The organism is Poriferisphaera sp. WC338 (assembly GCF_050931845.1).
GTDB lineage: Bacteria > Planctomycetota > Phycisphaerae > Phycisphaerales > Phycisphaeraceae > Poriferisphaera.
Genome location: NZ_CP194516.1, coordinates 3,064,773 through 3,077,608 on the forward strand (window position 1 = coordinate 3,064,773; position 12,836 = coordinate 3,077,608).

Annotated in this window: 15 protein-coding genes and 1 tRNA gene; 10 read left to right on the forward strand and 6 right to left on the reverse strand. The window is 50.6% G+C overall.

Features of this window, described 5'->3' with window-relative positions; genetic code table 11:
• Nucleotides 1-63: 63 nt before the first annotated feature.
• Nucleotides 64-1,728, reverse strand: coding sequence for a sigma 54-interacting transcriptional regulator (locus ACQ6WK_RS12595; protein WP_432797733.1), 1,665 nt, complete (start codon nucleotides 1,726-1,728; stop codon nucleotides 64-66).
• Between the two features lie 205 nt (nucleotides 1,729-1,933).
• Here ACQ6WK_RS12595 and ACQ6WK_RS12600 point away from each other — a divergent pair, with 205 nt between their 5' ends.
• Both ACQ6WK_RS12600 and ACQ6WK_RS12605 read left to right on the forward strand, forming a co-directional pair.
• Nucleotides 1,934-2,485 carry a carboxymuconolactone decarboxylase family protein gene (locus ACQ6WK_RS12600; RefSeq protein ID WP_432797734.1) on the forward strand — a complete coding sequence of 184 codons (552 nt, stop codon included), beginning with the start codon at nucleotides 1,934-1,936 and terminating at the stop codon, nucleotides 2,483-2,485.
• 53 nt (nucleotides 2,486-2,538) lie between these two features.
• Nucleotides 2,539-2,838, forward strand: coding sequence for a hypothetical protein (locus tag ACQ6WK_RS12605; protein WP_432797735.1), 300 nt, complete (start codon nucleotides 2,539-2,541; stop codon nucleotides 2,836-2,838).
• Between the two features lie 147 nt (nucleotides 2,839-2,985).
• Here the strand turns inward: ACQ6WK_RS12605 and bioB are convergent, their stop codons facing one another.
• The 4 genes from bioB to ACQ6WK_RS12625 all read right to left on the reverse strand — a co-directional run bounded on the left by bioB (nucleotide 2,986) and on the right by ACQ6WK_RS12625 (nucleotide 5,449).
• A complete protein-coding gene (bioB, locus tag ACQ6WK_RS12610) occupies nucleotides 2,986-4,209 on the reverse strand; it encodes a biotin synthase BioB (RefSeq protein WP_432797736.1) in 1,224 nt (407 codons plus the stop codon).
• A gap of 175 nt (nucleotides 4,210-4,384) precedes the next feature.
• Nucleotides 4,385-4,744, reverse strand: a complete 360-nt coding sequence (locus ACQ6WK_RS12615) for a hypothetical protein (protein WP_432797737.1) — start codon at nucleotides 4,742-4,744, stop codon at nucleotides 4,385-4,387.
• 61 nt (nucleotides 4,745-4,805) lie between these two features.
• Entirely contained in the window at nucleotides 4,806-5,096 is a 291-nt protein-coding gene (locus ACQ6WK_RS12620) for a hypothetical protein (RefSeq protein ID WP_432797738.1), read from the reverse strand.
• A gap of 149 nt (nucleotides 5,097-5,245) precedes the next feature.
• Nucleotides 5,246-5,449 (reverse strand): hypothetical protein, encoded by a 204-nt coding sequence (locus ACQ6WK_RS12625; protein WP_432797739.1) that lies wholly within the window; start codon nucleotides 5,447-5,449, stop codon nucleotides 5,246-5,248.
• A 187-nt stretch (nucleotides 5,450-5,636) separates the two neighbouring features.
• Between ACQ6WK_RS12625 and plsY the strand changes: the two genes are divergently transcribed.
• Nucleotides 5,637-6,305, forward strand: a complete 669-nt coding sequence (plsY, locus tag ACQ6WK_RS12630) for a glycerol-3-phosphate 1-O-acyltransferase PlsY (RefSeq protein ID WP_432797740.1) — start codon at nucleotides 5,637-5,639, stop codon at nucleotides 6,303-6,305.
• A 25-nt stretch (nucleotides 6,306-6,330) separates the two neighbouring features.
• Here plsY and ACQ6WK_RS12635 read toward each other — a convergent pair whose 3' ends face one another.
• Nucleotides 6,331-6,684: a hypothetical protein gene (locus ACQ6WK_RS12635; RefSeq protein WP_432797741.1), complete on the reverse strand. Its 354-nt coding sequence runs from the start codon at nucleotides 6,682-6,684 to the stop codon at nucleotides 6,331-6,333.
• Between the two features lie 309 nt (nucleotides 6,685-6,993).
• Here ACQ6WK_RS12635 and fabG point away from each other — a divergent pair, with 309 nt between their 5' ends.
• The 7 genes from fabG (at nucleotide 6,994) to ACQ6WK_RS12670 (ending at nucleotide 12,810) form a co-directional block, all read left to right on the forward strand.
• Nucleotides 6,994-7,743 carry a 3-oxoacyl-[acyl-carrier-protein] reductase gene (fabG, locus tag ACQ6WK_RS12640; protein WP_432797742.1) on the forward strand — a complete coding sequence of 250 codons (750 nt, stop codon included), beginning with the start codon at nucleotides 6,994-6,996 and terminating at the stop codon, nucleotides 7,741-7,743.
• Nucleotides 7,744-7,944: 201 nt separating this feature from the next.
• The gene (acpP, locus tag ACQ6WK_RS12645) at nucleotides 7,945-8,193 is read left to right on the forward strand and encodes an acyl carrier protein (RefSeq protein WP_432797743.1); all 249 of its coding nucleotides are present in this window, start codon (nucleotides 7,945-7,947) and stop codon (nucleotides 8,191-8,193) included.
• 497 nt (nucleotides 8,194-8,690) lie between these two features.
• The gene (gene fabF / locus ACQ6WK_RS12650) at nucleotides 8,691-9,929 is read left to right on the forward strand and encodes a beta-ketoacyl-ACP synthase II (protein WP_432797744.1); all 1,239 of its coding nucleotides are present in this window, start codon (nucleotides 8,691-8,693) and stop codon (nucleotides 9,927-9,929) included.
• Nucleotides 9,930-10,448: 519 nt separating this feature from the next.
• A complete protein-coding gene (locus ACQ6WK_RS12655; protein ID WP_432797745.1) occupies nucleotides 10,449-11,159 on the forward strand; it encodes a hypothetical protein in 711 nt (236 codons plus the stop codon).
• Nucleotides 11,160-11,558: 399 nt separating this feature from the next.
• Nucleotides 11,559-11,879 (forward strand): Sec-independent protein translocase subunit TatA/TatB, encoded by a 321-nt coding sequence (locus tag ACQ6WK_RS12660; RefSeq protein WP_432797746.1) that lies wholly within the window; start codon nucleotides 11,559-11,561, stop codon nucleotides 11,877-11,879.
• A 101-nt stretch (nucleotides 11,880-11,980) separates the two neighbouring features.
• Nucleotides 11,981-12,054 (forward strand) — tRNA-Val (locus tag ACQ6WK_RS12665).
• Between the two features lie 519 nt (nucleotides 12,055-12,573).
• Nucleotides 12,574-12,810: a hypothetical protein gene (locus tag ACQ6WK_RS12670; RefSeq protein ID WP_432797747.1), complete on the forward strand. Its 237-nt coding sequence runs from the start codon at nucleotides 12,574-12,576 to the stop codon at nucleotides 12,808-12,810.
• The last annotated feature ends 26 nt before the right edge of the window (nucleotides 12,811-12,836 follow it).

Sequence of the window (12,836 nt, forward strand, 5' to 3'; positions counted from 1 at the left end):
GTTGCCCCTTGCATGTTTAATAGCCCCGGGATCATCGCCCGACCTGACTTTCCTCATCAAATCTTAAATCTCATACCCATCCGCAGCTGATGATCGCTTGATTCCAAACTTCTTCAACCGAGATGCCAGTGTCGTCGGGCGTAACCCCAGTAATACTGAAGCAGAGCCCGGTCCCGACAATTTCCATTCACACGCTTGCATCGCAGCAACAAGATTGTCGTGTTGCAATCGCTCCATCTGCGATTCGGTCATCACTGCCCCCCCGGAGGCTATCCCACTTTCTGAAGCGTCCTGCATACCATCTCTCGCAGCCTTACTTCCACCTCCCGGCAAATCTAAGCGCACAATAGTCTCCGGATTCTGAATCACTGCTCGCTCAATAATATTCTGAAGCTCCCGCACATTCCCTGGAAATGCATACTCCTTGAGTTGCAATACCGCACCTGCAGTTAGCGTAGGTACGGCCATGCCAAACCGCTTCGCCGCCTGCATCACAAAATGCATTGCCAGCGGTTCAATATCCACTGGCCTCTGGCGCAGTGCTGGATTCTCAATCGGATATACCTCCAAACGATAATACAAATCTTCTCTAAACCGACCCGCCGCAACCTCCTCTTTTAAATCACGATTCGTCGCCGCCACGATTCGTACATCCACATGTCGCACCTCGCCATCTCCCACCCGCTCAAACGTCCCTTCCTGTAATACCCGAAGCAATTTACCCTGTAATTCCAGGGGTGTTTCGCCGATCTCATCTAAAAATAATGTCCCCCCGTCTGCCAATTCAAACCGGCCTGCCCTGTCGCGAGTCGCACCTGTAAACGCGCCCTGTACATGCCCAAAAAATTCCGACTCAAACAAATCTCGTGGCACTGCCGCACAATTCACCTTAATAAGCGGGCCATCCTTCCGCGTTGATCGCCGATGAATCTCGCGCGCAATCAATTCCTTGCCCGTCCCTGATTCACCCAAGATCAAAACATTCGCATCCGTCGGTGCAACCAAATCAATTTTCTGTTGTACCACACGAAGCTGCGGCGAACTCCCAATCATGTCCCCAAAATTTCCCTCGATCGAAACCTGATCGCGCAGATATTCGTTCTCCATTGCTGTCCGTGCCTGCAATGCTTCCAGCTTGCACAACGTTGTCGCCTGCGTGATTGCCGCGGCAGCATGATCCGCAAGTACCCGCTGCCATCTGACAAAATCCAACGAGAGCGGTTGCCTTAAAAATAACGCCAACACACCCAACACCTCACCACGATAAATCAGTGGCTGCGCACAAAACGACCTAATTTTCTCTGACCTCGCCCAATCTGGCCGCGCAATCCACTTATCCTCCTTTTCAATATCCCAAATCAAAATCGACTGTGCACTCGACCCAGCCAAACCTACCTTCCGATCTCCCAACTCAAAAATATGAAAATGCCCATCCGTTCGCCCCCAGTTCTCCTCCGGATTCAAAATCGATTGCCCCGCAGAAGCAGCCAGGTGCAACCGTTTCTCCACATTCAGCTTTCGCTTCTTACGGCACACCTCACAATCATCGTCCCCTTCAAGTAACCACAACCGCGCCAAAGCAGCATGAGGCAATTCAGCCAGCGAAGCCGTGATCCGCGATAGCAGTGCCTCTGTCTCTGACTCCTGCGCAAAACCTAACAGCACTTCCAGTACTGATTCCACTTGAATTTCTGCATCCCCAATACGTTCAAATGAATCTTCAGTCATGTCACAATTATACGAATTTTCGTAATTAAATCTATCTTATTCGTTATTCAACGAAATTTCGTTTTAATTTTACAAAGCCCATTTTAATGTTAATCCTTTTCAAAAAGTTACTTGCGCGCCTATCTCACTTTTGGCACGCCGATTGTATCTCTACTTCTCGACCACAAACACAAAATCAATCGGCGAGTACGCCAGGAGAAAAACAATGCCACGAATCGAAGCACTTGACCGTAATACAGCACCACAAGCCTCCAGCGAACTTCTTGATGCCGTCCTCAAGAAAATCGGCATGATCCCCAATCTCTATGCCACTGTCGCCCATTCACCTGAATCCCTTTCGGGCCTTCTCGGCTTCTCCGAATCACTTGGTAAAGGACAACTCTCACCCCAACTCCGTGAGCAAATCGCACTGACCGTCGCCGGCTACAACGGCTGCGACTACTGCGCTTCCGCACACACCGCCATCGGCAAAATGGTCGGCCTCGCCGAAGACGAACTCACCCAGAACCTCACTGCAAAATCCAGTGATACCAAGTCACAAGCCGCACTCACCCTCGCTACCTCCATCCTCGAAACCAAAGGACACGTCTCCAACGACCTAATCCAAACCACCCGAGAAGCAGGCTACTCCAACCGTGAAATCATCGAAATCTTCGCAAACACGATCGTCAACATCTTCACCAATTACTTCAATCACCTCGCGGATGTCGAGATCGACTTCCCCGTCGTCAAGTCGCAAGCTAACGCAACCGTGTAACCGCCATCAATTCCAACATCACCAAGCAAACGCAAACCCTCCGGAGCAAAACTTTGAACACCCTGCGCGAACACAACACCAAATCCATCGCCATCCTCAGCACCACTTTGCTTTATTCTGTCTTGATTTGTTTTTGTCAGGATCATCCTGATACAGATCACATGGCAGGCACCTTCTTCACAGGCAATCTCACCACGACACCCCTGCTTATCCCAGGTATTCAAATGCTCAAAGATACAGCAAGACTCCTCTTTAATCGCCTCTGCCTCAAACAACAAACCGCCCTCCAGCAACTCATCCAACAACACGCAACCTTGCCACAAACACCAGCCGCTTCATTTTCAACAATTTAACTAATCTTGATCGCTCAAGATTGTGGACAAGCCGCCATGCTCGTTGCATGGCGGTTTTTACATCACTCCTCAACCATGCAGCACTACTCCAAATAAAAAAACCGCTGTTTTCCAGCGGTTTTAAACACTATTGATTGAATCGCATACTCAGGAGCCGCATCCGCCGCCGCCCATCATTGCCGCTTGCGTCAAACCTGCCGCGGAACGATTGATCGGGTCAATCGGCTTCTCACCCTGATTCAAAACAGGCAGCGCCATCAACGAATTTTCTCGCCGCGAGAGCATCATCGGCTTGCCCGGTGCGGCTTCATGACCTGGCCCGGCCTCGGTCGCAATCTCAGGATTTGGCTCATACACCACACCAGTATCATCCGTGTACTTCAAGCCCAAGTCTTTGAGCATCTGATGGTCGTCTTTTGGTGTGCGGCCAAAGGTCGTCAGGTAGTTCCCGATCAGGAACGATGATGCGCCACAGAAAAACGCCCAACTCTGAGCATCGCGTAACACTTTCTCACGACCACCTGCCACTTTGATATGAGCATCATGATTGATGAAACGGTAGATTGCGATAATCTTCAAACATTCCATCGGTGCCAGTTCTTCAGCTTTGCCATAGAGCGGTGTACCCTGAATCGCATACAAAAAGTTCACCGGCACAGTATCCACACCAAGCTCGCGCAACTCGATCGCCATGTCCACGCGGTCTTCCCAATTCTCGCCCATCCCAAAAATCCCACCAGCGCAAATATGCATCCCCGCGTCCACTGCGTTCTTAATCGTATCCACACGATCTTGATATGTATGTGTTGTTGTTACCTTTTCGAAGTTACGGCGAGATGTTTCGAGATTGTGATTGATCCGCGTCACACCCATGTCCACAAGCTTCTCAGCCTGATCAGGCGTCAACTCACCGAGCGTTGCACATGGTGAGATTTTGCCTTCTTTTGCAGTCTTTTCAAAGAACGGACGCATCCATTCCAATTCAGCGTCGGTTGGCCCCTTACCAGAGTTTACAATTCCAAACGCGTTCGCCCCATTTGCTGCTGCCTCAGCCGCAGCATTTTCCATCTCTTCAACCGACATCTTCGATGGCGTGACGTGCGTCTTGTAATGCTTAGACTGTGAACAGTATGAACAATCTTCTGAACACGCGCCGACCTTGCCCGTCACGATCGAACAGAACTTCACATGTGGCCCAACAAACTTTGTCTTGATCTTGTTGGCCCAGAAAAACAGATCGTAAAGCGCTTCACCTTCAACATTCACAAGCTCCATGGCTTGTGCTTTGGTCAAAGGCTCCCCGCCCAGTACCTGCAGCGCCAGATCCATAATCGTTTGATCCAGCGGGATGTTCGATGATTGGCGAATCATGAAGGATTCTCACTTTCGTGTGTGATAAATAAACTTCTTGGAATGAAAAACTAGCGACATACATCAAGAAAAGCGCCGGGTATGAATCAACCCCTAAAACATACGCCGGCAATACATGCGTTCGCCACAACACCAGACGAACAAAATGACGTGCTAGAACCCTCCCCGTTTAAACCTAACGCCTTGGCTGTTCTGGCTGCTCGTTGCCGCCTTCACCTTGGCCACCATGCTCACCGCCACCTACACCGCGGAATAGTCTCCGCAGGTCTAACTGATCGGCCAGAACCATTTGCTTTCGGCTTACATCAGTTCTGTAAACCAGTAGCTTGCCTTTGGTGTTATCGAGTACGAAAAGCCCTTGTTCGCCGCTACGGATATCCGCTGTCATCAGCGTAAAGTTATCACGTGAGATCAGATATTGAGCTTCGGCGGTCGAATTAATGGCGATATCTTTATCAAGCGTGCTAACGAGTAATGCAGCCATCACAAAAGCAGATGCGAGCAATACGTAGGATGCAATCTGAATGCGTTTCATTTTATCTCTCCAAACTCGCACTAGGCGAGGACAGTGTTAATGGGGACGAAGAAAACATGAACTAACGATTACGGGATGGTGTCTCCCCGTCGTTAGAAAAGTTTCGTCGCCCCAAAAACTCAAACTTGCTCGACGAGCCGTTGTAGAGCAATGAGGCAACTTCGCCTGATCCCATGTTCACAATGTAGATCACATCTTGCTGACGCGCTTTCACATTGCCAGCAATCATCAGAAAGCCCCCACCTGAAAATGACTGCGCTTCAACCGGCCGTGTTGGCACAACCGCAACCAGAAGCGCAACCAACAGCGCAAGGTTCAGAAAAATCAGTGCCGCGAGCGATCGTTGGTTCATCGTAGGCTCCAGTTCATTTTTAATTTCAGTTGCAACCCGTGATCCGGCTAAAACTAATGCTAGCCTTAACCGACAAGCAGCACCGTACACACCACGGTGTGCGTCACTTGCCATGTACATTTGCCAGCAACCACCGGCAAATATCATCATTAATCATGATGTCCACGTTTCGACCAAAGAAACGAGCCGATACCGATGACGACAATCAGAGCGATAGCGCACAGCATTGGCACCCAAGTGTTTTGCGCAGGAGCCTTGGAGACTTCCACTGCATCTTGAGCCATGACCGACGTCGCACAAAGAAGCAACATCACGACGGTATTCAACCATTTGAGTGAATTCATGCGTTTCATGATAAAGCTTCCCGGCAGGCAGGTAAAGGCAAGACTGCACCCCAAAGCAAGATCCATAAAGGGGATAACTGTCGCATTTCGCACTTGAGTCCTCCCGAATTTGGCCCAAACCAGCCATCATGATCTATGGCACCGTCCTTATCCACCTCGCCTAGTGACCAGCCGTCAATCTGGGTAGACTGTCTGCATGTCTACCTATTGGATCATCTGGCTTGCTCTGGCGTACCTCAGCGGTTCGATTCCCTTCGGCCTGCTCATCGGCAAGCTCAAAGGCACCGATATCCGCCTTCATGGCTCCAAAAACATCGGTGCCACCAATTGCGGCCGTGTCTTGGGCAAGAAATTCGGCATTCTCTGCTTCCTCCTCGACGTCTTCAAGGGGCTCACCCCTGTCCTCGCCTACGGCCTCACTCGCCACATCTCACTCGAAGGCGAATCCGCCATCGATCTGCTGTTCTGGCTAACCATTGCAGTCGCCGCGGTCCTCGGCCACATGTTCCCAGTCTGGCTCAAATTCAAAGGTGGAAAAGGCGTCGCCACTGGCCTCGGTGTTCTGCTCGGATTCTGGCCAACCCTCACATTGGCAGCTGTCATTGCCGCCATTCTCTGGGTTCTCACTACCAAAATTTCCGGTTACGTCTCCCTCGCCTCCATCGTTGCAGCCGCATCACTCCCGATCTCCGCCATCATCCTCGGCCTGCTTTACGGTCTCCCGGCCAGCCACATCATCATTTACGCATCCGTCACTGCCGCACTTGCCACACTTGTCATCGTTCGGCACCGCACCAATCTGCAACGCCTCCTGGCCGGCACGGAAAACAAAGCCGCCTGGGCATCACGTTCATCAGAAAAGTAACCCGATCCCCCTGCACTATGCACCCTTACCCATCATCTCCCAACTCTTCACGCATCTGCATATATTTTTCAAACTGCTCATTCGCCAATACTGCCTTCAGTCGCTTCTGCTTCATCTCAAACACCGAGTCCAGCGACTTGTTAGTCTGCGACCAACCGCGTTTTTCTTCCACAATCACACGCACCTGACGGGCAGCATCCATATTGATCTGGCCGACACTGATCTTTTGTGATCGTGTCAGCCCTAGCACAGCCGTCATCTTTTGTGTTTGCTCAACAGCGCGTTCCTTGGCTGGCGTACCCTGTACATCTTTCGCAAATTGGCTTTGCCCCATCAACATACAACCCGTTGCCATCAGTCCAGCAGCAAGCATCGCCATCCAAGGCAATAAGCTCCTGTGTTTAAAAGACTTGCACCTTTGCATTTTGAATTGCTCCTGCCTCTTCATACCCTGGGTCCTCACCACACCATTTCGACAACTGCACTGCCCCGCCAATAATCTTTCCATACGCCTCTATAACTCGTACGAAACTCGCAACCTGGTGCTGATTGTGTATCATTCTCCCAGAATGCGACTTATCCCTCAGCAGACATGACTTTGCCTGCGATTGCGGGGTAAGATTACCCCCGAATACGCCCCAGAGCCGCTCACTCGCTGAAGCTCTCATCAGAAACATTGGATAACCTCATGGCAGACAAAACTGAAAAACGCGTTGCAATCGTCACCGGCGCTTCACGTGGCATTGGCAAATCTATCGCCCTTGCCCTCGCCAAGCAGGACAAACACGTTGTCCTGGTCGCACGCAACGAAGACAAACTCAAAGAAGTTCAAGCTGAAATCGCTGCCGCTGGCGGCGAAGCCTCATACAAAACCGCAGACCTCTCCAACTCAGATGAGGTGACCAAGCTCATCGAAGATGTTGCAGAAGAACACAAACGCCTCGATGTCCTCGTCAATAACGCTGGCATCACCCGCGACAACCTCCTCCTTCGTATGACAGATGAGGAATTCGACGACGTCATCAACACCAATCTCCGTTCGGTCTTCATTGCCTGCCGCACCGCTTTGCGTCCTATGATGCGAGGCAAGTTCGGTCGCATCATCAACATCTCCTCAGTCGCAGGCCTTATGGGCAACCCCGGCCAAGCTAACTACGCTACCGCAAAAGCTGGCCTCCTCGGCTTAACCAAGACCATCGCCAAGGAATTGGCTTCTAAGAAAATCACGGCCAACGTCGTCGCCCCCGGCTTCATCGCCACGGATATGACCGATGTCCTCCCGCAGTCCATTAAAGATACCGTCAGCCAGCATACCCCCGCCGGCCGCATGGGCGAGCCCCATGAAATCGCTGCCGCCGTTGCGTTTCTGGCTTCCGACGACGCGTCCTATGTCACCGGCCAAACACTTGCTGTCGACGGCGGCATGACCATGTATTAAACCTCTTCTCCCGCTCAGGCTTGAGAGGATAACCAATTAACGATATATTCCGGCAATAGGTATGACCGGAATTCCCCGGCACCGGCGAGCGCCAAGGTTCTCCAAAGTTCGGAATCAATAAGCCGTCGGACATTCATTCACCCCCCCCGGAATCCGGGCAAGATCAACCCGCTCCTGCGGTGCAGGAACAAGGAGCCGATCATGGACGAAGCAGAAATTCAAGAAAAAGTCATCGCAATCGTTGCAGAACAAATGGGCGTCGATAAAGGCGAAATCAAACGCGACACAAACTTTGTCAATGACCTCAACGCAGACAGCCTCGACACCGTCGAACTCGTCATGGAATTCGAAGATGAATTCGAAACTTCCATCCCAGACGAAGATGCAGAAAAAATTCAGACTGTCGGCCAGGCCATTGATTTCATCAAGAATCATGCAAAGAACGCCTAAGGCGTTTCCTTGAGCCTCCCGACTCCGGCCTGTGTTTTGATAAAAAACCAGTGCCGTCACATTGCTTTTCCACAGCGCTGATTGAGTTTTGCCCTCACCTCGCGGCTAATGCCGTCACGTAGAGGACAACTCAGCCAGTGCTGTTTTTCATATCCAGCACAATTAACAGACCCTTAACGCATCAGCCGGCTCTTTATGCCAACCTCATTCCGGAGACAGCAACCCCCTTTTTTGCTCTAAACCCCCCGCCAAATTGGCGTCATCACCCAAGCATGCTTAAAATATCGTGTTCAATCCGCCCCGCTGACTGTCGTATCACCACCACAGACTTCCGGGGCGCGGGCACAGACCGCCAACATGCGGCCCTGTGGTAACACTGCCAACCCGTGTTCCAACAATCTTCCCATCACGTTCGCCCGATCTTGGCAGCAACGGAACGTGAACCGCCTCACCTGCTTTTTGTGTCGCGGTACATCCCCGCATCAGAGATGCAATCCATGAACAGACGTCGTGTAGTCATTACTGGACTTGGTTGGGTTACAAGCCTTGGCACCTCCGTCGATGGAGTCTGGAAAGACCTCCTCGCTGGCAAGTCAGGCATCAAAGCCATTACCAAGTTTGATACTGAAAAATACTCCACCAAAATTGCTGGTGAAATCAATCCATGGGGCGGCGGAGACAACATCGACAAGCGCGTCTCAAAACGCCTTGACCGTTTCGCACAATACGCGCTCAACGCCGCCATCGACGCCGTCAACGACTCAGGCCTCGACTTCTCAAAAGAAGACCCTTGGCGATGCGGTTCCATCATCGGCTCCGGCATTGGGGGTATGGAAGAATTTGAAAACGGCTACCAAAAGCTCATGGACAAAGGGCCGGAACGCCTCTCGCCTTTCATGGTCCCAAAGCTGATGTGTAACGCAGCTGCTGGCAACGTTTCCATCCACTACGGCATCAAAGGCCCTAACTACGCCGCAACCTCCGCGTGCGCTTCCGCAGGTCACGCCATCGGTGAAGCTGCAGAATACATTCGACGCAACCAGTGTGATGTCATTGTCACCGGCGGCTCCGAGGCCGCGGTCACACCACTCGGCACTGGCTGCTTCATCGCACTCAAAGCACTCTCAAAACGTAACGACGAGCCCACCAAAGCCTCACGTCCATTCGATAAAGACCGCGACGGCTTCGTCCTCGCTGAAGGCGGCGGCATCATCGTCCTCGAAGAATACGAACACGCCAAAGCACGCGGCGCAAACATTTACGCCGAATTCCTCGGCTACGGCCAGTCCGCCGACGGCATCCACATTACCGCACCCGATGAAGAAGGGCGCGGCGCAGCCCACGCCATGGAAATCGCACTCGCCGAATCCGGCGTCTCCACCACCGACGTCGACTACATCAATGCACATGGCACCTCAACAGGTCTCGGCGACATCGCTGAAACCACCGCCATCAAACGCCTTTTCAAAGAGGAAGCCTACAAAACGCCTGTCTCCTCAACCAAATCTATGACCGGCCACCTCCTCGGCGCATCCGGTGGCATCGAAGCCATCATTGTCGCAAAAGCTATCCAAAAAGGCGTCATGCCTCCCACCATCAACCTCGAAAACCCAGACGAAGCTTGCGACCTTGACTACGTCCCCAACGTTGCCCGAGAAAAGGACATCAAAGTCGCCCTCTCCAACAGCTTCGGTTTCGGCGGCCACAACGTCTCACTCGTCCTCGGCAAAATCTAACCCCCCCACCCTTTAGAAATGTGATATTTCCAACATGCCGGCCATCTAACCATGTGTTAGGCGACAGCAAAACATACACAAACCCACGGCCACCATGCCGCGGGTTTTTCTTTATAAACCCATCCTCACGTTTGAAGATCTATAAGTTTTCCTATGGCATAAGCGGCCCCAACTTCGCTAGTACAACACAAACATAGCGACCGCCACCATACCTATCCGCTTACGTGACTATACCGCTTCCCCCAATCTCCTCGCGGCAATCACGCAACAACAACAAAACATCCAAACGCTCACCCTCACAAACATGCCTGCAATCCTCGCAATCCCTGTGTTGAGTGACCAGCCTTCGTGCCTACTATTACTTGTGAACTATTAAATAATATCTTCACGCATAATAGAAAACGTAACGAAGGCATGTATTAGATTAGACTTTTTTTAAGTCAAAATATACATGTAGATAAATCTGTGCAGAAGCACTGCTGCCCCTGCAATATGTAACATTTTTGGAGTATCGTTGATATGTTTCAAAAAGCATGGACACTTGCAATAACATTCCCATTCGCAATTGCTACGACACAATTCGCTTTTGCTGAAAGCGTAACTGTTACTGCCACAGGCAATGCCAGCAACATCAGCCTCAACTATGGCGTCTTAAACGATTATGGGTTAGCGTTGGGTGACGAAGTGACGTTCCAACTCACCTACGATCTCGACAATATCACCTCAACCAATTTATCTGGAAGCTTATTTACTGGACACGGCGCCATCACGTCATTCACTGCAACACTCGGCGGTGAAGTCTATGAAATTGTCGACAATACCAATGTGTCAACCAACTCAAATGTCAGCAACAACTTTATCCGTACCGGTAATGATGTTTCATTCTTGGGTGATGTTTGGCGAGCCGTCTACGACACCCCCTTCGAAGAGGGCACTGGCAACCCCACACGCTTCCAATTTAACCTTGGCTACGACAACGATACATTCGATCTTGCCGAGGGATTCGACATCCCGACACTTAATGGTGATGAACCGTTCCTAGCTACTGCTGCCATCAGTGCAGGCGCACTTGTCTCCGCACAAGCCACCGACCAAATCGTCTTCAGTATAAACAGCATCACCGCAACTCCAACACCAAGCCCAACACCATCAGTCCCCACACCATCCGCCGCAGCCATGGGCATACTCGCCATGCTACCTTTCGTGATGCGTCGACGTGAAACTAGATAACTTCAAACGCCTCATTACAATAATTCACACAAATACAAAGAAAGCCCAGACCGTGTGTCTGGGCTTTCTTTGTATTTCATCACGTTTTAAACCATGTCACTTTTCACTCTTTATACCTTCTTCATGACATAGGCCCTACAATCGCAGTGACCAACGCATGCCGACAGATCGCTCCGAAATTATAACGTCTGAATAAATTTAGAGCCCATGGCAAACAATATTTTGAGATACTGATCCCATTGCTAACCGATACATAGCATGCAGAAACACACATTTGTGTCTTTTTCACGGCTACAAGATCTGCTGAGCCCCAACCCGCACTAGCTCCTCAGCCGGATACCTGCAATAATATGATTGGAACATCCGTTCTTCAGTCAGACAGAACATGGGAACAACATCATGACTCACATGCTGGATTTAGCGTCGACACTCGCATTTATCGGCAACCTCGGTTGGCCGGAAATACTTGTCATTGCCATACTTGGCGTTTTGATCTTTGGCCGGCGCCTCCCAGAAGTCGGTAAGAACATCGGCAAAGGCATTGTTGAATTCAAAAAAGGACTTTCCGGGATCGAAGACGATGTGAAAAACAATTCCTCTTCGCAGCCTCAAAATCAAAACAGGCTTAATACACCGAATGATGACAACACGCTCGACCTCGGTGGCACCAAACAAGCTCAAACCGAGCCGCATAATCCACAGAATGACCCCAATACCTGATCTCGTTCCACCCTGTTTGACCCTCACACAAATACCGCTAATCTGATAGAACACTCATACGGCACCGCACGATATCACATCGTCACAGCCGTTTGTTTGACGGGCGTTTAGCTCAGCTGGCTAGAGCGCATCGTTCACATCGATGAGGTCATTGGTTCGAGTCCAATATCGCCCACGTCCTAGACTTTAGCTGGTTCGGAACATAGTTCTGAATCAGCTTTTTTCGTAAGTTCTGAGAAAATAGACACTTGTAAAAAAAATGACCCTGCGAGCGGTAGGCCGCTCCAGAGTCTGGTCCCGCATACTTTTAGCAGAGTACGGAACGTGTCTAATTTTACCGCACAATCAATCAAAATTACACCCCAATGTGCAATGCTGAGCGCATAGCTGCTTAATTGCGGCTGTGCGTTTTTTCGTGGATCAAGGTTTTAGGTTACGTCAAGTGAAAGGAAGGCTATGGGATGTGTGAGGATATCGAGTCAGTATCAGAAGGATGTAGGGGCTGCTTCACGGGTTTTGGGCTGCTCACAAGCGGAATTTGTTAACAAGTGTGTTGATTACGTTTTGAGGTATGCGGTCGATAGGTTAGAGCTTGAGGAACGCTTGAAGGGGGAGAGGTTTGATAGGTGGGCAGTCTTAATGCGTAAAAGAGAAGAGATTCTTCGCGAGCTTGAGAGAGTTGAAGGAGAGGTCCATGACGTGTCACACGACGATTGAACAGACTAGAACAGCGGTTGATTGCGACACACGGCAGTCGATCAGGTTAATTAAGAATGAGATTCGTGATGATGTTGAGAGGCTTAAATCGAAGCTTTTGGCGTATCAGGAGGATATCGATGCTGTTGAGTTTCTTGATGAGGATATTGAGGACGTTGTGGCGTTGAAAAAGTGGCTGATACTAGCCAAGCGTGGAATTCAACTTCCCTTGTAGGATTTAATCATGCTGGCTTTACTGTT